Source organism: Rubripirellula reticaptiva, from assembly GCF_007860175.1.
Taxonomy (GTDB): domain Bacteria; phylum Planctomycetota; class Planctomycetia; order Pirellulales; family Pirellulaceae; genus Rubripirellula; species Rubripirellula reticaptiva.
In genome coordinates this window covers 1,156,677-1,177,473 of record NZ_SJPX01000001.1, presented here as the reverse complement: position 1 = coordinate 1,177,473, position 20,797 = coordinate 1,156,677, and the positions used below count along the sequence as shown (strand labels likewise).

15 protein-coding genes are annotated in these 20,797 nt (G+C 56.8%); 8 read left to right on the top strand and 7 right to left on the bottom strand.

Annotated elements, in window-relative coordinates; translation table 11 throughout:
- Positions 1 to 33 precede the first annotated feature (33 nt).
- Complete coding sequence (locus Poly59_RS04185) at positions 34 to 1,026, bottom strand: adenosine kinase (RefSeq protein WP_146532765.1); 993 nt, start codon at positions 1,024 to 1,026, stop codon at positions 34 to 36.
- A gap of 373 nt (positions 1,027 to 1,399) precedes the next feature.
- Between Poly59_RS04185 and rpsD the strand changes: the two genes are divergently transcribed.
- On the top strand, positions 1,400 to 2,008 hold the full coding sequence (gene rpsD / locus Poly59_RS04180) for a 30S ribosomal protein S4 (RefSeq protein WP_146532764.1): 609 nt from the start codon (positions 1,400 to 1,402) through the stop codon (positions 2,006 to 2,008).
- Between the two features lie 164 nt (positions 2,009 to 2,172).
- Positions 2,173 to 3,615 (top strand): dihydrolipoyl dehydrogenase, encoded by a 1,443-nt coding sequence (gene lpdA, locus Poly59_RS04175; protein ID WP_146532763.1) that lies wholly within the window; start codon positions 2,173 to 2,175, stop codon positions 3,613 to 3,615.
- Here lpdA and Poly59_RS04170 read toward each other — a convergent pair.
- From Poly59_RS04170 to Poly59_RS04155, 4 genes are all read right to left on the bottom strand, one after another.
- Positions 3,612 to 3,902 (bottom strand): hypothetical protein, encoded by a 291-nt coding sequence (locus tag Poly59_RS04170; RefSeq protein ID WP_146532762.1) that lies wholly within the window; start codon positions 3,900 to 3,902, stop codon positions 3,612 to 3,614. The two genes, lpdA and Poly59_RS04170, sit on opposite strands and share 4 nt — an antisense overlap.
- 429 nt (positions 3,903 to 4,331) lie before the next feature.
- On the bottom strand, positions 4,332 to 5,921 hold the full coding sequence (locus Poly59_RS04165; protein ID WP_186776007.1) for a M48 family metalloprotease: 1,590 nt from the start codon (positions 5,919 to 5,921) through the stop codon (positions 4,332 to 4,334).
- 116 nt (positions 5,922 to 6,037) lie between these two features.
- On the bottom strand, positions 6,038 to 6,649 hold the full coding sequence (locus Poly59_RS04160) for a LemA family protein (protein ID WP_146532760.1): 612 nt from the start codon (positions 6,647 to 6,649) through the stop codon (positions 6,038 to 6,040).
- A 119-nt stretch (positions 6,650 to 6,768) separates the two neighbouring features.
- Positions 6,769 to 7,575, bottom strand: a complete 807-nt coding sequence (locus Poly59_RS04155) for a WecB/TagA/CpsF family glycosyltransferase (RefSeq protein WP_146532759.1) — start codon at positions 7,573 to 7,575, stop codon at positions 6,769 to 6,771.
- 295 nt (positions 7,576 to 7,870) lie between these two features.
- Between Poly59_RS04155 and Poly59_RS04150 the strand changes: the two genes are divergently transcribed.
- Entirely contained in the window at positions 7,871 to 9,094 is a 1,224-nt protein-coding gene (locus tag Poly59_RS04150) for a hypothetical protein (RefSeq protein ID WP_146532758.1), read from the top strand.
- A 65-nt stretch (positions 9,095 to 9,159) separates the two neighbouring features.
- Here Poly59_RS04150 and Poly59_RS04145 read toward each other — a convergent pair whose 3' ends face one another.
- Entirely contained in the window at positions 9,160 to 9,840 is a 681-nt protein-coding gene (locus Poly59_RS04145) for a hypothetical protein (protein ID WP_246151369.1), read from the bottom strand.
- Between the two features lie 524 nt (positions 9,841 to 10,364).
- Entirely contained in the window at positions 10,365 to 10,865 is a 501-nt protein-coding gene (locus tag Poly59_RS04140; protein WP_146532757.1) for a hypothetical protein, read from the bottom strand.
- A gap of 467 nt (positions 10,866 to 11,332) precedes the next feature.
- Here Poly59_RS04140 and Poly59_RS04135 point away from each other — a divergent pair, with 467 nt between their 5' ends.
- The 5 genes from Poly59_RS04135 to Poly59_RS04115 all read left to right on the top strand — a co-directional run bounded on the left by Poly59_RS04135 (position 11,333) and on the right by Poly59_RS04115 (position 20,797).
- Positions 11,333 to 11,929: a DUF6677 family protein gene (locus Poly59_RS04135; RefSeq protein WP_246151368.1), complete on the top strand. Its 597-nt coding sequence runs from the start codon at positions 11,333 to 11,335 to the stop codon at positions 11,927 to 11,929.
- A gap of 82 nt (positions 11,930 to 12,011) precedes the next feature.
- Positions 12,012 to 12,203, top strand: coding sequence for a hypothetical protein (locus tag Poly59_RS04130; RefSeq protein ID WP_146532756.1), 192 nt, complete (start codon positions 12,012 to 12,014; stop codon positions 12,201 to 12,203).
- A gap of 84 nt (positions 12,204 to 12,287) precedes the next feature.
- Positions 12,288 to 13,634, top strand: coding sequence for a Trk system potassium transporter TrkA (gene trkA / locus Poly59_RS04125; RefSeq protein ID WP_146532755.1), 1,347 nt, complete (start codon positions 12,288 to 12,290; stop codon positions 13,632 to 13,634).
- 34 nt (positions 13,635 to 13,668) lie between these two features.
- Positions 13,669 to 17,511, top strand: a complete 3,843-nt coding sequence (locus tag Poly59_RS04120) for a hydantoinase B/oxoprolinase family protein (RefSeq protein WP_146532754.1) — start codon at positions 13,669 to 13,671, stop codon at positions 17,509 to 17,511.
- 181 nt (positions 17,512 to 17,692) lie between these two features.
- Positions 17,693 to 20,797 carry a PSD1 and planctomycete cytochrome C domain-containing protein gene (locus Poly59_RS04115; protein WP_146532753.1) on the top strand — a complete coding sequence of 1,035 codons (3,105 nt, stop codon included), beginning with the start codon at positions 17,693 to 17,695 and terminating at the stop codon, positions 20,795 to 20,797.

Below are 20,797 nucleotides of genomic sequence, written 5' to 3'. Positions count from 1 at the left end.
TATGTGGTGACCAGTCTGTGACTGGCGACGGTGTTAAGCCAAACTCGAAAGAGCTTCAATTTCGGCTGCGGTGAACTTGCGTTCCAAACGTGCGCCCATTTGAGCCACAACTCTTGCGGATGCTTCGCTGGCCAAGTGGCCAGCTTGGCGCCACGACATGCCATTCGTGATTCCGAATAACAGCGCGCCGGCGTACATATCGCCCGCACCGGTCGTGTCGATCGCCTTCACGGCGACGCCTTCGATCGGGAACGCTTCGCCGCCGTGCATGATGATTGAGCCTTTTTCGCCCAACGTCAGTGCGACGTTTTCTGCGTGATCATGGATCGCCTTGGCACAAGCGATCGGGTCGGATTCACCGGTCAGACTTTTTGCTTCTTCTTCGTTGCAAAACAGCAAATCAACCGGCCCAGTAACTAGTTCCCAGATCTCGTCGCGAAGCATGTTGATCAGGAACGGGTCCGAAGCCGTGAAGGCGATTTTGACGCCGTGCTTTTGAGCCAAGTCCATCGCACGATAGGCGGCTGCCTTGGTGTTCTCGCCGGTAAACAGGTATCCCTCGACGTAGATGTACTTGGATCGCTTGATCAATTCTTCGTCGATGTCGTTTTCGGTCAACGTCACCGACGCACCCAAATTGGTCAGCATCGTTCGCTGGGCGTCTTCGGTGATCAGCACCGCACAGGTGCCGGTTGAGTCGTCAGCCGGTTCGACGTCGATATGAATGCCCAAGTCCTGCATGTCCTTCAAAAAGAACTTGCCGACTTCGTCATTGCCGATCTTGCCCACGAATGCCGATTTGCCACCAAATTCGGCGACCGCGACGATCGTATTGGCCGCTGATCCACCGGCACAGCGGTTTAGGGGGCGACCGTCTAGTAGTCCCAGCACTTCGCGTTGGCGAGCATCGTCCACCAGCGTCATGATGCCTTTATCGACGTTCAATTCGGAGAGCACGGCATCTTCGACGGTCGCTTGGATATCGACCAAAGCGTTTCCAACGCCAAATACGTCAAAATCAGTCATCTTGCGATAGTTTCTTGTTTGGGGGGATTCTGCGTTATTTCCGTGGGCCCGGACCGGCGTGATCTGCGTTCACGGTCGAATTCGGGACCTGCGGCTGCCACGGTACCGAAAACCCGAGAAAGTCGTCAGGTGCTTGCCCTTGCAAAAACCGGCTTTTCCAGCCAAACTTTGCCCCTTACCGAAAATCCCGCGTGACCTGCGGGCTGGAATCGTTCTAGCCCCATACGGATCACGCCGGCCGGCGAAGTTTGAAAACATCGTAAAACACTGCAAAACACTTCTTTCAGTGACGTCTCTGGTTTCAACTCGCTCGACCACGTTCCCCCCCAAGCCCGCATGGCTTTTATAGCCCGCGGAAAGAAAGGCATTGCCCATGGCCCGTTACACCGGCCCGAAAGCTCGCATCAACCGTCGTCTTGGCGTCCTGATTTATGAAACTGCTGGCGCCGCGCGAGCACTCGACCGCCGCCCCACACCGCCCGGTATGCACGTCCGTGGACGTCGACCAAGTAACTACGGTTTGGCGTTGATGGAGAAGCAAAAGATCAAGCACTATTATGGCTTGGGCGAACGTCAACTGCGTCGCTGTTTCGATGCCGTCAGCCACAAGCCCGGTAACACCGGTGAGTTATTGCTGCTGATGTGCGAAAGCCGTTTGGACAACGTGATCCGCCGCGTAGGATTCACCAAGACCCGTCCGCAAGCTCGCCAAGGAATCGGCCACGGCCACTTCCGCGTCAACGGTGTGAAGGTCACTTCGCCAAGCTATATCTTGCGTCCTGGTGACATCATCGAAGTCCGCGGCCGCGAAAACCTGAAGAACGTTTACCGTGGCGTCATCGCCAACGCTTCGCCGGACGCCCTGGATTGGGTTTCGTTCGATAGCGAAAACTTGAAAGCAACCGTACTGGGCAAGCCTGGCCCTAGCGACATCAGCTTGCCAGTGGACGCGAACAGCGTCGTCGAATTCTTGTCACGATAACGCCCGCGTTCACCACTACTGGTATGACGATCGTTCGCGATTCGAAATACGACTATAATTAAAGACGATCCGCACGCGCTGTTCCCGGCTCGTGCGGATCGTTTTTTGACACACACATTTTCGCCGTCCTCGGCGATTCACTTTCCAACCGAAGTATTAGACTCATGCATTCGCCCGTTGTTGTTCTCGGTGGTGGCCCCGGTGGTTATGCGGCTGCTTTCTTGGCTGCCGACGAAGGTCTTCAAGTCACCATCGTCGAAGCCTCGCCAACACTAGGCGGTACTTGCTTGCTTCGTGGATGCATCCCTAGCAAGGCTTTGCTTCACGTTGCCAAAGTGATCAGCGAAGTCGCCGAACTGGGCGCCGAATGGGGCGTCGAGTACGCCGGCAAACCTAAGATCGACGTCGATAAAGTTCGCGCCCGAAAAGACAAAGTGATCTCGAACTTGACCGGTGGCCTTGGCAATCTGGCCAAACGCCGAAACGTGACAATCATCAAAGCGCGTGGCAGCTTTGTGAACTCGACCACACTAAAACTTGAAGGCGACGACGCTTCGATCCCCGAAGGCGGTCAACTGACCTTCGATCACTGCATCATCGCCACCGGCAGTGTGCCTGCGATGCCACCGGCATTCGACATCGGCAGCGACCGAGTCATGGACAGCACCGGTGCTCTAAAACTTGCCGACATCCCCGACAACCTATTGGTCATCGGTGGTGGTTACATCGGCTTGGAGATGGGCAGCGTCTACGCTCACCTGGGCTCCAAGGTTTCAGTCGTCGAAATGACCGAAACTCTGCTGCCGGGTGCCGATCGCGACTTGGTCAAACCGCTCGCCAAACGCATCAACAAGATGTGTGAAGAACGAGTCTTCTTAAACACCAAAGTCGGTTCGCTGACCGAAGTCGGCGACAAGATCGAAGTCACATTTGAAGGCCCCGGCAAATTCGGCCACGAACAATACGACCGCGTCCTGGTCAGCATCGGTCGCCGACCGGTCACCAAAGGCCTAGGTTTGGAAAACACGAAGGTCGAAGTCAACGCGCGTGGCTTCATTGTCTGTGACAACCAACAACGCACCGCTGACACCAACATCTTTGCAATCGGTGACGTCGCCGGCGATCCCATGCTGGCTCACAAAGCGACTCACGAAGGACGCGTTGCTGCCGAAGTCATCGCGGGCAAGCCAGCCGTGTTCGACAAGCGCGCAATTCCCGCGGTCGTCTTCACCGATCCCGAAATCGCTTGGGCTGGTTTAACCGAAGACGAAGCGAAACGCGACGGAATCACCGTGGACGTCGAAGTCTATCCGTGGGCGGCCAGCGGCCGGGCTCAGGCACTCGGAATCACCGATGGCCTGACCAAATGGTTGGTCGACCCCGAAACCAACCGCGTGCTTGGTTGCGGCATCGTCGGCAGTGGCGCTGGCGAACTGATTGCCGAAGCTGTGTTGGCAATCGAAATGGGTTGTGAAGTTCATGACATCACCGAATCGGTTCACCCGCACCCAACGCTCAGCGAAACGCTGATGAACGCTGGCGAAGTTCACTACGGTACGGCAACGGAAGTCTACAAGCCGAAAAAGAAGACAACGCCCTCGGCTTAATCGCAGTTCGATCGGCTGTAGTTTATTCGGCGGCCCAGCGAGTGGCCGCTTTCATGATGGATCGCGGCAAATGTCGCTGCCGACAGCACCGCGGTCAATGAAGCGCGGCGCGTACCCGTCATGTGCTGGTACGTGCCCCAAGCATGTCCTAGTACAACTCGCTCAATCGACTCCGAAACGATTGCAGCGAAAAGACAGGCCGCAGCGTCGACGCCGACCGCATATCCCCACTTCACCCGACCAAGTGCAACGATGATGGTCAGCATTGCCAGTGCGATGGTGATCACACCATAGTGTTTGCGCGATCAAAAACAACCACGGAATTCAGTCAAACAAGACCTGATAGCACACGCTGATCCTGACCGACTTACCGAAATGTAAATCCAAGCCAGCGACCAGAAAAAGTACCCGACCAAGGGCTACGGCGCAGAAAGACGACCGCGTGAGTTCGTGGATGATGCATGTGTGAATGAGTGCCGTGAATAAAGCAATCAGGAACCTGAACGCACAACACGGTCACCGCGATCAAAACATGTAACATCAAAAACCCAAGCAGTCGCTGTACCACGTTTCAGGTTTCGATCAAACAATCGAAGAACAAGGCTCCGCAAACGTCATCGCATTCCTCAGCCGCAGCTTCCCAACGATGGAAACGCAATCGTGACTTCCATCATGAAGAATACACGACCAACGTCATGCAGTTGCATTTGCCTCGGTTAAGAGACTTGGCAAGCGGCCTGAACGGTTTCTAGCATGGCGGCTTCTTCGGGGCTCATGCGGCCATCGCTTGAGATGGTGTTGGCGATCGCAGCCAGAACTCTTTGTTTTTGCGGTGGTGTCGCCGCAGTGAGGGTCTCGGTCGCCTCGCGGAACAACGCGTCATCCAGGTGATCGGCCGAGATTCGATTGGCTTCGCCCAAGCCAAGTTGCGCCCAGCCACGCATGAATTCGTAGTCCGAGATTGTCGTTTCACCGTCGCATGCACTCAGAGCCGACAAGATGACCGCTGACGCCGCAGCAAACTGATCCGGATCAAGCGTTTTCGAATCGGGCCGTTTCGACCTCGGTTGGTCGCTCGTTAACAAAGCACCCGCGAACACAAAATTCATGATCTCTGCGGCTGGGCGTGATTCGTTATGACTTGGCGCGACCAACACATCGTCGTGGTAGATCGGAACCGTGTCGCCGGCTGGATCGATCGCTGCGATACGATCTTGCAGCGGTGGATGCGTCGAAAACCAACGGTGCGTGATGGAGGGTTCAACGAACAGCATTGGCGCAATCAGCGAAGTCATCGGATGCCGCACGCTGCCGCCGGCCGGGTGTCCCCAAATTCGCCGCAGCGCATTGGCAAGCGGTTGTGGATTTCGAGTTCGGGCGACTGCTTCGGCATCGGCAACGGTCTCTCGCGAACGTCCGATCGACATCGTCAGTACGGTCGCAGCCAACACACCGAACAATCCAAACGGCCACAGCACTGCCCCGACCAACATCGACAGATACCCCAGCACACAGCTTCGCAAATCAGCGTCCGCAAGATCCCGTCCTAACGTGAACAACATCTCGGCGAGCACCCGAATGCTTTGCAAGCCTAACAGAATCGCCGTCATCCGCGTTCCGAGCAGCGTATCGCCATGAATCAGGTGGCTCATTTCATGCGCCACCACAGCTTGCATTTCGTCACGCTTCAAGTACTGCACCGCGCCATCGGTGATACACAGAATACAATCCTCAGGCGTCAAACCCGCCGCGAAGACATTGATGCCCATTTCAGCTGGTAAGATGAATACAGTTGGTGGCGTGGTGCCGTACGCAATCGATACTTCTTCGACGACATTGATCACACGGCGTTGGTCCAAGTTGGCCATCGCATCGACACGACGTCCACCCATCGCCAATCCGATGGCCCAGCCACCGCCGCGCTGAATGCGATGGCGTTCAATCGCTGTGATGCACAGCAATCCTGCGGCCGTCGATGCGACGCCTAATAAAGACGTGAACCAAAAAACGCGATGGGGGTCGACACAACGGTCTTCAGCGGAGATCGAGTCATCAAACGATTTTGTAAACGCTCGCGCGACGGAGTATTCGATTTTGTCAACTTCGCGTCCGTATTCGTTCAGCAGACCATCACGGGGTGCGTTCGAATTATGGTACGCGAACGCGAACACAACGGGAAACACCAACAGATAGCCGACCGCCACACCTGTCGAGACGACCGTGAACACCTGCGTCACAAACACCAACGCAAACCATCGAGCCGAAGCACGCATTGCTCGCGTTTTTCGAGCTAGAAAGTCAAACATGGGCGTTTCATCCAAGTTGGCAACCCGGAACCGTACCATAAAAAAGATCAGTGTTCCGCGATCAGCCAGTGGGTTGTTGTTCTAATTCGAACGACGGAACGTCCGTCAACGCTACACTACGCGACCAATTCGACGGCTGGCACTTGATGGATTTCCGGCTGGTCGTCGAATTGCAAGCAGACCAAGTCATCGCCAAAACCGATTGCGGCGGCGAAGACAATCGCTGGGAAACTTTGGCGACGAATGTTGAACGTGGTCGCACCGTCGTTGTACAGTCCGCGAGCGAACGCGATTCGATTTTCGGTGCTGGTCAATTCTTCGGTAAGACCAGCAACGGTCTCGTTCGCTTTCAATTCGGGATAGGCTTCGATCACCATCGCCAAACGCCCGATTGCACCACCGAGTGCCGATTCCGACGCCGCCCATGTTCCGACAACGTTTGGATCGTTGAGTTGCTGCCCCACGCCGGGCAACTTGGACGACGCTTGACTGCGGGCTGCGATGACGGCTTCAAGTGTTTCGCGTTCATGACCGAGGTAGGCCCGCACGGCTTCGACAAGCGACGGGATCAAGTCGTAACGCCGTTTCAACTGCACTTCGATCTGAGCAAAGCTGTTGCCTGCGATTTGCTTGTCCGCGACCAGACGGTTGTACGTCCGAATAATGATCGTGGCGACTGCGACGACGGAAACGATGGCGGTTCCGGCGATCAGGAGAGCATTCAACATGGCTAAGTTCTCTGCAAAGTAAGGTTAAAACGGTCGGGTATTTGAGGTTCGTCCGTGATAAAGGTTTGTGCGCGAACGAAGTGTTCGCTGGTTACTTGGTTGGTGATTGGCGGGACGGGTCATTGGCGAGGTGATGGCCAGAGTCCCCAACCAATGACAAGTTGACGCCAGTCTTCGACGATCGCGCCGACGAGGAACGAAGCGTTGGATGCGTATCGAGGTACCAGTCGCTTGGGATCGCTCATCATTCGGTAGGCCCATTCCATGCCGAGCTTTTGCCAAATCATCGGCGCTCGCTTTGCGGTTCCGGCGATGAAGTCAAACGACGCACCAAGTTGGATACAGACGGGCACACCTAGCCGTTGATAGTTTTCGTGGATCCAGCGTTCGCCTTTGGGTTGCCCAAAAGCGACCAGCAAGATTTTGGCGCCCGACTTTTTAATGCGAACGTCTTGTTCGGCTTGTTCTTCGTCGGTCAACTTCCGAAACGGAGGCGACTCGACTCCTGCGATCACGAGTCCGGGATACAGCCGAGACAAACGATCGGCGCACTTGGCGGCAACGCCTGGCTCGCCGCCCATGAAGTAAATGCCGTGTCCCTTCTGCGTGGCTCGCTGGGCCAACTTGTAGATCATCTCGCTGCCAGCAACCCGCTCGGGCAGCGGTTGTTTGTTCAGACGACTTCGCCATACGATCGGCTGTCCATCAGCGAGTATCAGATCAGCGTCCCGGGTGATCGGATGCATGTCTGGATTGCGACGATTCAGCATTGCATAGTTCAGGTTCGCCGTGATCACATAACCGGCTTCCCCCCCAGCGATCATGTCGTCGATGCTGTCGATCGATTGCTCGAGCGTGACGTGGTCAAAGGGAACACCCCAAACGACGGATCGGGTATGCCGAGAGGAGGAGTTTGAGTCGGCCATCTGTGAATTGATTGGATTGGAGCGAGAAGCGTGGAGAGTCAAAGTGATAAATTCGCCGGAGTTTACTGCCACACGAAAACAGTGGAAACGCCGGTGATAATCGACATGAATGGCGGCCACGTGTTGCAAAGGCGAATCGAGACGGTGAACGCTAGGTTACCGCAGGGACTGGGTGGGCCAGTCCGAAGCTGTTACCTTCGGTCCAATCCGGTTGTCGCGACGGTTGCAACGAATGTCGCGATTACGCGGTAAAATCCGTGCGTCTCTCCCCCCTTCGTCGCCCAACGACTCGCCTGTGTCCGATTCCACTGCGTCCGATCATGGTCGTTTGACCAAACCGTTGATCGTGCTTTCCTTCGACGCGCTGGCGACGGCCGCAATCGGTTGCTACGGATCGTCGTGGAACCAGACTCCGGCGATCGACACGATTGCCACTGGAGGCTGTGTTTGGGATCGCTGGATCGCAACCAACGATGACTCGGCCGCAGTCTTGCGCCGCTGGTTTGATGGTGGCGATAACAGCTGGGCCGATGCATGGCGAGGCAGTGGAGCCGTCGATTTGATCACCGACGATTCATCGATCGCGGCTGACGCAAAATGCTTTGATCGCGTTACCACGTTACCGCCACAAGCGACCCAGCAAGACGCCCAACCCGCGGACGAGATCGAAACAACTCAGTTGGCATCGGTGATCGCGGCAGCGGTCGAACGGGATGCCGAAGATGAACCTTGGAGCGTGATGTGGCTGCACAGCAATTTTTTGTCGACGCGGTGGGACGCGCCGCGGTCGTTGTTTCCGATTGATGAAATCGAGTTGCTAGCGCACGAAGCCGACGAAGAAGAAGTTGAACTGATCGGCAACACCGAACCTGCAAGGCTCGTTGAACCGACTCTGCCGATTTTTGAAACCGTCACTGTGCCGAAGTTGTCGTTAGCTGATTCGTCGGATCCAGACTTGGTGACGTCGTGGATGCGAACCTATGGATGTCAGGTACGGTTGATCGATTTGATGATCGAAATTTTGCTGCAATCGATCAGCGCCGATGATCCACAGCTTATCGTGGTCGGCACGGGCGGTTTTTCGCTGGGCCAAAACGGGTGGATTGGTCGCGGTTGCGGCCCCCTGCGAAGCCCAGAAATTCGCGTTCCGATGATCATCAGTGACATCGGTCCGATTCGAATGCCGCAGCCGTCGTCGGATGTCGCCATGACTGACATCCTGCGTGACTTGAGCTGCGGAGCGTCCCCGTGGGCGTCACCCAAGGCTTGGGCGGCGCGACCGTCGGACGTCGAGATTAAAACGGTATCAGACCGAGTGGAAATGGCAGCGACGACGTCAAGTTGGTTCTTTGTCCGTGATCAAGACGCCAGCGAACACTTGTTCCTGAAACCCGATGACGTCGAAGACTTCAACGACGTCGGGCGACTGAGGCTGGATGTGATTGATGACTTCAACGGCGCAAACACCGAAGACAATTCGAACAACGACGATGACAAAAAAGAAACCTCGCCGATCTAGTGACCGGCGAGGTTTCTCGTTTTAAATCATTCTTGAGATGCGATCAAAGTTTGATCGCAACAAGATCACGCATCGGTCGAAGCGTCGGGTTGCGGAGCTGGCGGTGCAGCTTCTTCGACGGCTTCAACAGCATCGCTGCTGCTGGCCGGTGCTTCTGCTGCGGGTGCTTCTGCTGCAGGTGCTTCTGCTGCAGGTGCAGGATCAGCAACTGGAACTGGCGCTGCTTCGGGAGCAGCTTCAGCGGCAGGAGCGGCTTCAGCAGCGCCACCTTCCGAGATCGTTTGAACGCTGCCTGGGACGAGTTGCTCGCCCGGTGCCAGATCGTAACCTTGGCTGCTGTCGTCGACGATCATACCTTGGTCACTGACAACGTCGCCCATCATGACTTCGCCACCACCACAGCAAGGAGCAGCTTCCATCATTGGAGCCGCTTCGACAACGCCACCGCAGCAAGGTTCAGCAACAGGTGCTGGAGCACAGCAAGGTTCAGCAACAGGTGCTGGAGCGCAGCAAGGCTCAGCAACGGGTGCTGGTGCACAGCAAGTGTCGGCAACAGGAGCCGGTGCACAGCAATCCGAAGCATGCTTTGCTTTCAGACGCGAGAACAATCCGCCGCTGCACTTTTTCGAATGCAGCTTGGCAAACAATCCGCCGTTACAGCAACCTGCTTCAACCGTGTTCATGTTCGAGGCCGCACCGATCAAAAGTGCGAATGCGGCAACGCCGCTCACCACAGTCCGATTCATAGAATTCTCCCAAGATTTCGGAGTGTTTGGTGCGATCCGAATTCGCACATCAAGTTGAAGAAGTCCAAACCCTCGGACTCCTGACCAAGCCGTCGACAACACGCCGACCGTCGCTCGGTCTCTCTCAAAAAACCGGCGGCAGCACAAAATGCGCAGCCTAGGCTGAATATGCAGCCAGTTCGATTCGTTGTTACAGTAGCCGCGGACATGAAAGTGTCAATCGGCTCAAACGAGGCAATCGACCCAAATTGCCACCGACAGGTCACCGCCGCAGTTCCAAAACGCAACCGGGAACGAAAAAAACACCGAAATTTACGGCAAAACGACAACCAAACCACCCAAAAGGGCTGCCTGTCGCCGGTGCGTCATCGTGGTACAACCAATGCGCCTGATATTTCGCACAATGACGTAAAATCGCGGGCGTCCATGACTTCCCCGGCATCCCGAGAGCCGGACGATCGGGGTCATCGGGGCCAGATCGCCGAGCAATTTGCTTGGTACGCTTTGCAGCGGATTTCAGCGTTCTATCGAGCGATGGCTTGTTGAGACTCGGGTTGCGGCGAGACTTCGTTCATCAATTGGGCCATTCGAGCACCATTTTCGAAGTCGATGAATTGAGGGCCTTCCGAGCCTCCTTGGTCCATCGCCAATCCAGAGATCCGCCAGCCCACCGATTCTCGCTCGAGTGCCCAAACCACTTCGGTATTCGTTGTGGTTCCGTCTGCACCCGGCTCGGTCCAGATGGTGTGGACGAGCATCGAATTGGGCTGTTCTGGGAAAGCTTCCGAGCGGGTGACGGTGAACTTTGCATTGGGCGATCCAATCGGAGTAACTGCGATCCCGATTCGCTTCAATTCGGCCTGGGCACGCGTCGTTAACAACGACCCAGCGCCCGTATCTGCACCGCCACGCCGAACCAGGTCCAGATATTGGCTGACCACGTCCGCCGGCGCTGCAACGTTTTCGGAATTTTCGGCTATCGATGCTGCCGACAAACTCGATTGATTCGACGAATTAGCGGCCATTTCACTGTCTTTCGAACCGCAACCGGCGACACATGCGATCACCAGGGCTGCCAGGCACGATGACCTGAAAGTGGGTGACGCAAGCGATACCGAGGATGCAAATGGAAATGACAGGTGCTTCTTTTGTGACATCAGAAAGCTGCTACTGAGGATGGGTAGGGTTGGGTTTGAGTCGGCCGTAGTTCCCGTTTAAGAAATCCGTTGCGTCTAGGTCAATAGAAACACCGGCCAATCGAAGCACTGATCAGTTAAGACAAAGAAAAACCAACCCTGAAATCGAGGCAGCAAATACCCTTCAAACCAAGAATCGCCGCCGATCAACGAAGAATGCCAAGAACATTCACCTACCGCCCTGGAACGCTTTGGCTCACAATGAGCGGCAGCCATGACCCGAAGTCTTCGACCCAATGTCAACGGCGTGATGTTTTCATTGACCCGATCTCGACAAGTACGCACAAAGAATCCAGATGCCAACGGACCCGCAAAATACAATCGCAGTCGACGGGCAGGAGGTGAATCTGCGCAACCGACCGCTAGCCGCATTTCTGGCGTGGCTTGTCCCTGGTGCCGGCCACCTGTACCAAGGCCGCACCACCAAAGGATGCCTCTTCTTTGTCTGCATCATGTCGGCGTGGATCCTTGGCTTTGCCCTTGGCGGCGGTCACGTTGTCTATGCATCGTGGGAAACGGGCGACAAACGCTGGCACTATTTCTTACAAGCAGGTGTCGGTGCGGCAGCTCTGCCGGCCTTGGTCCAAGGCAATATGATGCGGAAGGCCACTGCCAGTGGCCGAACGTCGCCAGCTTACAAACCGTTGTGGGGCGGATTCATGGCTCCGCCGTTTCGACCCGTCATCGAAAGCGAAGCCGACGAGGTATCAGCTTGGTACGCACGTCGCGGCGCAGGCTATGAGCTTGGCACGTGGTACACCGTGATCGCTGGGTTGTTGAATATTCTGGTGATCTACGATGCCTATGGTGGACCGCTTGCGATCCCGATCAGTGGACGAAAGAAAGATGACGAAAAATCAGATGTCGCGGCAACCGAAACGGCGGAAGCTTGAAGCCGCGAGACGACAACTTTGCCAAGACTGATTTCGTCGCTCTTTCATCTCAACCCAACAATACTTTCGAAACCAACCTTCCATGCTCTCCATCGCTCCGTCGTATCTTCTGTATTACGTGCCGCTGATCATTGCGATCTCGTTGGTGTTCGGTGGCACGCGTCATGAAGACACGTCGCTGGTGCTGCGTCACGCCTTTCAGACAGGGCGATGGATCACTGGGTTCATGGCGATCATCTTCGCCGTTTTATGTGTGCTCGACTGGCTTGCTTGATTGGTCGATCGATCGCCAATTCTGGCCAACCCATCACTTTCCCTTTTGTCGATCGATTGATCGGCTTCGACGTGCGATAAATTCATGCGAGTATTGACTCTTGGTGCAGGAACCGTCGGACGCTGGGTCGCCGACATGCTTTGTCGGCAACGACACAGCGTGACCGTTGTCGATCACAACCCCGAAAACGTTCGCCGCATCAACAGCGAATTGGATGTGCGAGCTATCGAGGGCAGCGCCTCTCGAAGCACCGTGCTATTTCAAGCTGATGTTTGCGCCGCCGACATGGTCTTGGCAGTGACCGGCGACGACGAAGTCAACATCGTCGCGGCCAGCATGTCCAAAGCTCTTGGCGCCCGGCGCAGTATCGCTCGAGTATACGCGCCCGCATTCCGAGACCTTTCAACATTTGATTACCAACGTCACTTCAACATCGACAGCCTGCTGAGTCTTGAACAACTTTCCGCATTCGAACTCGCCCGCGCGATTCGCAACCCCGACGCGATACCGCTGGAACACTTCGCGCGAGGTCAGTTGGAAGTCTACGAACTAGAAGTCAATTCCAAGAGCAGCGCGGTCGACCACAAACTGCGAGACCTCAAACTTCCCGCGTCGATCCGCATCGGCTCGATCTCGCGCGACGGACGCATGTGGATCGCCAGCGGTGAAGACGAAATTCATGCCGGCGACCGTGTTAGCTTGATCGGCACACCCGACACCGTCGCCAAGACTCGCGAAATCTTCGTTAGCAAGACCGAAGATAAAGCCAAGCAAAGAGTCATGATCGCGGGCGGTGGCGAAACGGGCTACCACCTGGCTGATTCACTTAGCCGCCGTGACTATCGCATCGTCATGCTGGAACGTGACCCTGATCGTTGCAGCCATATCGCAAAGATTCTGCCCAACGTGACCGTCGTCCATGCCAACGCGAACCGCCGCAGCATCATGGAAGACGAAGGCGCCGGCAAGGTCGATTACTTTGTCGCCTGCACCGGCAGCGACGAGAGTAACATCATGGCGGGCGTCGAGGCTCGCGAACTAGGTGCAGCACGAGTGATGTGTGTGGTTGGTCGCCCTGACTACGCCAACGTCGTCGGAAAGCTAGGAATCGACCGCGCGGTGTCGGAACGTGACGTTGCAGCGCGTCAAATCATGGGCTTTCTGAACGAAGGCGCGATTATCAGCCAAACTCGATTGCCCAACGGAACGATCGGCGTTTTTGAACTGGAAGTCACCGAGGGGTCACGAGTCACACAGGCCAGCTTGGCTGAACTACCGCTGGCCGGAAAATGCTTGATCGCCGCGATCCATCGTGATGGATTTGTTCGCGTCCCAACGGCGTCCGATCAGTTAAAGACCGGTGACGTCGTGGTTGCGTTGATCGACCAGGCCGCGACCGACGACAGCCTGCAATTGTTCAATCCTTCCTAACGTCCATCCAAAACGCGATGACTGTCCCAACGCCATGACTGTTTCTGTGTGGGCCGATGTTGGCGGAACGTTTACGGACTGTTTCGTCGTCGATGGCAATCAACGCCGAGCCACCAAAGTGCTCAGTTCGGGTGCCGTCTACGCGCGAGTGATCGACGTTTCAGCCGACCGTTCGCTAACACTCGATGCGTTCCCCGCCGCCGAAGTTCAAGGCTTCTGGATTTCTGCCGACGTGTCGATCGTGGGCGCTGATGGCGCACTCACGCCGATCGGAACCGTCATACGGCAGACGGACCGCACCATCGTGCTGTCGCGCAGTAAAGCCGCTAACAACGACGCCAACAGCGACGCCGAGATTAAAACGGGCACGTCGCTTTGCATTGATGCCCGACTCGAATCACCAGTGCTTGCCGCACGAATCCTGCTTGGCGTCCCACTCGACCAGGGCCTGCCGAATCTCGACGTTCGACTGGGGACCACACGCGGCACCAACGCGCTATTGACGCGGCGTGGTGCCAAGACTGCGCTTCTGGTCACGACTGGCTTTGGCGACATCCTCAGGATCGGCCAGCAAGATCGGCCTGATCTGTTCGCGCTCGCGATCGTCAAACCAAAACCGCTGACCGAATCCGTCGTCGAAGTTAGCGAACGACTCGACCACGATGGCAACGTCCTGACGCCAATCAACATCGATCAACTACGTCAAGACTTGATCGCACTTCGCGGCGACGGCATCGAGTCGATCGCAATCTCTTTGATGCATGCTCATGTCAACGATGCCCACGAGCGAATTGCTGAGGACTTGGCACGCCAAGCGGGGTTCACCCATATCAGTCGTTCCAGCGAAGTGGCGCCGCTGATCAAGTTGGTCTCGCGAGCCGAAACGACGACGCTCGATGCGTACCTGAATCCGATCCTGGCTGGATACGCCGCAAATGTTTGGGCCCAATTCGGTGGCGAATCGAATTGCCGCTTCCGATTGATGACCAGCAACGGGAATCTCGTTTCCCCCGCTGATTTTCGCGGTCGCGACAGCATCCTGTCTGGGCCTGCCGGTGGTGTCGTCGCACTCGCCAATGTCGCCCGATTTTGTGGGGCCGATCGTGCGATCGGTATCGACATGGGCGGCACCAGCACCGATGTCAGCCGATTTGAAGGCACCGTTGGACGCCGCCAAGAGTCGCGTGTTGCCGGCATTCGCGTGATGACGCCGATGATGGATATCGAAACCGTCGCTGCCGGTGGCGGTTCCATTTGTGACTATGTCGACGGACGTTTGACGGTCGGCCCCGCCAGCGCTGGCGCCGATCCGGGCCCCGCTTGCTATGGTCGTGGCGGGCCACTGACCGTCACGGATGTCAATCTGTTGTTGGGCCGAATCCCAGAAAGCCGGTTCCCATTCGCCCTTGATCGCGAGGCATCGCAGCGCAGAATCCAATCCATCGCCGAGCGAATAAACTCCGGTGCATTCACATGCACCGAGAAACTCGCCGAGGGATTCCTGCGGATTGCGATCACTCACATGGCCGAGGCCGTCCGCACGGTCAGCACCGCCCAAGGCGTCGACGTTCGCGAGATGGCACTGGTCGGATTTGGCGGTGCCTCGGGACAACACCTTTGCCGCGTTGCAACCGCACTGGGCATGAAACGCATTTTGGATCACCCTGACGCGGGCATGCTGAGCGCTTTGGGAATGGGATTGGCCAATATTGGCCGTGTCGTTGCTCGCGGCATTTATCGGCCACTGAGCGACATCACTGTCACCGAATTCAAAACAATGATAGCTGACTTGCAGGATGAAACCAGCCAGATGCTGGCGTCGGAAACCAGCTCAACGAACGACTCAGAAATCAACCACAACTTTGAGTGCGACGTTCGGTACCAAGGTACCGACGCTTCACTGACCATCTCGCTGCAACCGGTCGAATCTATCGCTGATCGATTCATCGGTTCCCACCAATCCACGTTTGGATACCACCAACCCGGCCGTTCGATCGAACTAGTCGCGGTCCGCGGCGAAGCGACCATCCATCATCCGGTCAACGACTCGAACACGACGATCGCTTCGGCTAGTCCGGCCCCGACGACCACAACGTCGATCTGGCATGATGGAGAAATGATCGAGGCCAAACTGATTGATCGCGTTGGCCTACAAACGGGTGATGACATCGATGCACCGGCGATGATCGTCGGCGACCACTCGACGTTGCTTGTCGAACCGGGTTGGCGAGCGAAGGTGTTGGATGGGGGCGTGGTCGAACTGGCACCCGTCCAAACCAAGACCGCAGCAACTTCAACGATGGCGGATGCAACCAACAAATCGCGGGGCACGCTCGATACCGATCCTGTCTTGATCGAAGTCATCGCTCGCCGGTTACAAGGGATTGCCGATGCCATGGGCGAAGTCCTGCGGCGGACATCCTTTAGCGTCAACGTCAAGGAACGACTCGATTACAGTTGTGCCGTCTTTCGTGGCGACGGATCGTTGATCGCCAACGCGCCGCACGTTCCGGTGCATCTAGGTGCCATGGGCCACACGGTACGTCACATGATGAACGTGTTTCCGACCATGTCGGCGGGCGATGCGTACCTAAGCAACGATCCATTCGCCGGCGGATCGCACTTACCGGACGTGACGTTGGTGACGCCAGTCTTTTGCGACGCTTTGGCCCGCGACGCCAAACCCGACTTTTTTGTCGCGTCGCGAGCACACCACGCCGAAATCGGTGGACGTACGCCCGGCTCGATGCCGCCCGACGCTCAGTCACTCGCCGAAGAAGGCGTCCTGATCCGCGATTTCCCGCTTGTTCGCGGCAACGTTTCGCGGCGCGACGAACTGAGATTGCTGCTTCAGTCGGGGCAATTCCCATCGCGAAGCGTTCACGAGAACCTTGCCGACATCGCTGCTGCTCAGGCCGCCGGAATGCACGGCGCGGCGGCGCTGCGAGAATTGGCGGCAACGCATTCTGCGTCGATTGTGAACGATTTGATGGGGCAAATCCTGGATCTAGCCGGCGACTCGATGCACCGCTGGATTGCGGGTTTGTCGACCGATCCGATGGAGTTCAGCGACACCTTGGACGACGGCACATCGATTGCCGTCCGCATCCAAAGGATCGGGGCACGATTGTCGATCCACTTCACGACTTCTCCGGTGCATCGCTTCGGTTTCAACGCAACACCAGCAATTACGACTGCGGCAACCCTTTACGTACTGCGCTGCGTGTCACAGTCGAATCTGCCACTTTGCGAGGGCGTGCTGCGCGACGTGGACCTGCGGATCGATCCTGGACTATTGGATCCGCCGGCCAATCCCGATCCGGCAAAATGTGCCGCCGTGGTGGCGGGAAATGTCGAAACCAGCCAACGAATCGTTGACGTTCTACTGGGTGCGATCGGCACCGTGGCGGCGTCGCAAGGCACCATGAACAACGTGATCTTCGGGGATAAAACGTTCGGTTACTACGAAACGATTGGTGGCGGCAGCGGCGCCACCGCAGACGCCGACGGCGCCGATGCGGTGCACACCCACATGACCAACACAAGGATCACAGACCCCGAAATGGCCGAGTCTCGTTTGCCAGTCCGCATTCGCCGATTCGCGATCCGGCGAGGCAGTGGAGGACACGGACGCCATCGCGGAGGCGACGGAATCGTACGAGAATTCGAGTTTCTTAAACCGCTAACACTGAGCCTTTTGACCAGTCGCCGAACGACACGCCCCTACGGAATCGCCGGCGGCGGCGCTGGCATGTCGGGCCGCAACACATTGTTATCGGACGGCGTCACCACCGAACTACCCGCCACCACAACCACCGCAGTCAAAGCCGGCGATCGACTGATCATCGAAACGCCCGGCGGCGGCGGATTCGGCTAACCAGTGTTCCTAACTTGGGCAACCCGAAGTGGCCACGCGACTCCGCTGACGGGTAATGAACTGCAAAGCAGTTCGCACCCTGCCACGGCGAAAGGTTTGCGAACACAACGCATGCAGGTGCAAGTTCACTTAGACTGATAGGGCCGATTGCAACTTCCGACTGATTTTGGATTCTCCCACCATGCAGGATCGCTACCCAAGTTCATCCCCGAAGATGCTCGTACGCATTGCGATCACGATGATGTTCATCGCCGATTCGGCATCGGTCTCGTTGGCCGCCGAGTCGTTCGATTTCGTCGCGGATATCTATTCCGTTCTTCATCGTTCCTGTTTCGAATGTCACGGTGAAGAACGCCAAGATGCCGGATTGCGATTGGATCAAGAATCAAGCTTGATGGAATCGGGAGTCCTGGAGGCGGACGATCCCAACAATAGCGAGCTCGTTCGGCGGATCGAGTTACCGCGAAACCATGACGAAGTCATGCCGATGATCGGCGATCCGCTTTCGAAATCGGAAGTTCGTGCAATTCGCAAGTGGATCGCAGCTGGCGCGGCATGGCCCGATGGTTTCCAACCGCCGCCGCATTGGTCCTACGTCGCGCCGACGCGGCCGGCGCTGCCCACCGTTTCGGATCATCATTGGCCCCGAACGCCCGTCGACCATTTCGTGCTCGCTCGATTGGACGATCGAGGTCGAATGCCCTCGGAACCCGCCAATCCCGCGGTGCTGCTTCGTCGCGTTCACTTGGACCTGATCGGACTCCCGCCGTCGCTTGATGAAGTGCGCGCATTCGAAGCGGATCCGTCGAACGAACACTTCAGCCGGGTGGTCGATCAACTGCTGACGCGAACACAGTTCGGCGAGCATTGGGCGAGGCCTTGGTTGGACCTTGCCCGGTATGCCGATTCGCACGGTTTCCAACGCGATGACCTTCGCGACTTGTGGCCTTATCGCGACTGGGTCATTCGTGCAATCAACGATGACATGCCGTTCGACCAATTCACCATCGAGCAACTTGCTGGCGATTTGTTGCCCGATGCGACGGAGTCTCAGAAAGTGGCGACCGGATTCCATCGCTGCTCACCGACGAACGTCGAAGCAGGTGCATTGCCCGAAGAAACTCGCATCGAACAAGTTCTCGATCGTGTCAACACAACAGCCACCGTTTGGTTGGGATCAACGCTCGAGTGCGCCCAATGCCATGACCACAAGTTCGATCCGTTCACGATCAAGAACTATTACCAGTTTGCCGCGTTCTTCAACCAAACCGAAATCGAAGCCGATCGATCCGATCCGAAAACCATTTCCTCGATCCGATTTCTCGGCCCGTCCATGCCGATCGCCAACACGGCGCGTGATCAAAAACGCCGCGAACTGGAACTTGTGAAGAAACCACTCGTCAGTGAACGCAAAGCATTGCGATCCGAGTACGAAGTTGACTTGGACGATTGGGCGAAACGACTCGCAAACGATTTTCAACAGTCACCCCATTTACACGTGATGAAAGTCACGGGGTTTGAATCCGAAGGGACGACCGATTCGCATCAGGTTCGCGACGACGGCGCCGTATTGTTGGTTGGTGATGATCCGCCATCGTCGGACCGGTACGTGGTATCGGCAAAAATCGATGCGACTGACATCCGCGCCATTCGCTTGGACGTGTTGACGGATCCGTCGCTGCCCGGGACTGGCCCCGGGCGCGGCGACCCAGTCCGAAACAACTTTGTGTTGAACGAGTTTTCAGCATCCTTGGTTCGCAGCGACGGAACCAAAACTCCGCTTTCTTTCGTCGGCGCACGTGCCGATCATTCGCAGGGTTCGTACGACGTGGGCAAAGCGATCGACGGCATCAAAAAGACAGGATGGGCCATCTCGCCCCAGTTTTCGCGGCCACACTGGGCACTGTTCACGCTCGAGGAACCCTTGAACGAGAGTGGCCCCATCGAGATCGAGTTTGTTTTAGATCAGCGGTTTGGCAACGCGAGGACGATCGGTTGTTTGCAACTGTCAGCCGTCTCGGGCAATCCGGACCACGACACGGTTCCCGATGCGATCATTTCGTTGCTGAACAAACCCAGCCCAGAATGGTCGGTTAAGAATCGTAACGCGTTGATCGATTTTCGATCGCAGTCTGATGTTGCGATGCTACAGTTGGACAAAAAGATCGCGGCAATCGACCGGTCCTTGTCAAAGGTTGCACCCGACACGACGCAAGTGATGTCGGAACTGGATCAACCGCGACCGTCTTACGTATTCCTGCGAGGCGACTATCGTTCGCCAGGCGAATCGGTCCAGCCGGATACGCCGGCGTTCTTGCATTCGATCGAAGAGTCGTCGGCGTCTGGCGGTAACCGGCTGGCCTTGGCAAAGTGGTTGGTCGATCCGTCGAACCCGTTGGTCGCGCGAGTGACGGTCAATCGAATTTGGGCCGAACTGTTCGGTGAGGGGATCGTGCGGACGCGCGAAGACTTTGGAATCAAAGGCGACCGACCATCGCATCCGAAGTTGTTGGACTGGTTAGCGGTCGAGTTTGTTCAGCACGGTTGGTCGATGAAGCAATTGATCAAGACGATCGTGATGTCCAAGACCTATCAACAAACGTCGGCAACCAGTCCCGAGTCATTGGAGTGGGACGACCAAAACCGATGGCTCGCGCGGGGGCCTCGAGTTCGATTGGACGCCGAAACGATCCGCGACAACGCGCTGGCGATTTCGGGATTGATTTCACTCGATTCCTTTGGCCCGCCCATTCGACCGTACCAACCCGATGGTCTGTGGACGAAGGTCGGCGGAGTAAAATACGACTACGTCGTCAGCCCGGGGAATCAGAAGCACCGTCGCGGCGTTTATGTGGTCATCAAACGAGGCGCACCGTATCCCAGCTTCACGAATTTTGACGCGGGGAGCCGGTTCGCGTGTACGGTACGGCGATCGCGAAGCAATACGCCGCTGCAGGCATTGACGTTGTTGAACGATCCGGTCTATGTCGAAGCGGCCAAGGCGATCGCGCTGCGAGCGGCCACCAGCGCAAAGCGACAGTCGGTCGAATCAACGATTTACGAGGAACTACGTCGATGCGTCGCGAGAGAACCTGGCGCCGACGAAGTACAGGCTTTGACGTCGCTATGGACGGACCAGTCCAGCGACTTGGAAAAGCATCCCGATCGAGCCAAACAATTGGCAGCGGGAATTCGGCTCGACGGCCTATCCGAAATCGAATTCGCATCTTGGTTCGGTGTCGCCAATGTGATGCTAAATCTTCACGAAACGATCACCAAGGAGTGA

Excerpts from the sequence above, each read along its gene's own strand:
- Poly59_RS04185 (WP_146532765.1), bottom strand. The coding sequence starts at position 1,026 with ATGACTGATTTTGACGTATTTGGCGTTGGAAACGCTTTGGTCGATATC.
- rpsD (WP_146532764.1), top strand. The coding sequence starts at position 1,400 with ATGGCCCGTTACACCGGCCCGAAAGCTCGCATCAACCGTCGTCTTGGC.
- lpdA (WP_146532763.1), top strand. The coding sequence starts at position 2,173 with ATGCATTCGCCCGTTGTTGTTCTCGGTGGTGGCCCCGGTGGTTATGCG.
- Poly59_RS04165 (WP_186776007.1), bottom strand. The coding sequence starts at position 5,921 with ATGTTTGACTTTCTAGCTCGAAAAACGCGAGCAATGCGTGCTTCGGCT.
- Poly59_RS04160 (WP_146532760.1), bottom strand. The coding sequence starts at position 6,649 with ATGTTGAATGCTCTCCTGATCGCCGGAACCGCCATCGTTTCCGTCGTC.
- Poly59_RS04155 (WP_146532759.1), bottom strand. The coding sequence starts at position 7,575 with ATGGCCGACTCAAACTCCTCCTCTCGGCATACCCGATCCGTCGTTTGG.
- Poly59_RS04145 (WP_246151369.1), bottom strand. The coding sequence starts at position 9,840 with ATGAATCGGACTGTGGTGAGCGGCGTTGCCGCATTCGCACTTTTGATC.
- Poly59_RS04140 (WP_146532757.1), bottom strand. The coding sequence starts at position 10,865 with ATGGCCGCTAATTCGTCGAATCAATCGAGTTTGTCGGCAGCATCGATA.
- Poly59_RS04135 (WP_246151368.1), top strand. The coding sequence starts at position 11,333 with ATGCCAACGGACCCGCAAAATACAATCGCAGTCGACGGGCAGGAGGTG.
- Poly59_RS04130 (WP_146532756.1), top strand. The coding sequence starts at position 12,012 with ATGCTCTCCATCGCTCCGTCGTATCTTCTGTATTACGTGCCGCTGATC.
- trkA (WP_146532755.1), top strand. The coding sequence starts at position 12,288 with ATGCGAGTATTGACTCTTGGTGCAGGAACCGTCGGACGCTGGGTCGCC.
- Poly59_RS04120 (WP_146532754.1), top strand. The coding sequence starts at position 13,669 with ATGACTGTTTCTGTGTGGGCCGATGTTGGCGGAACGTTTACGGACTGT.
- Poly59_RS04115 (WP_146532753.1), top strand. The coding sequence starts at position 17,693 with ATGCAGGATCGCTACCCAAGTTCATCCCCGAAGATGCTCGTACGCATT.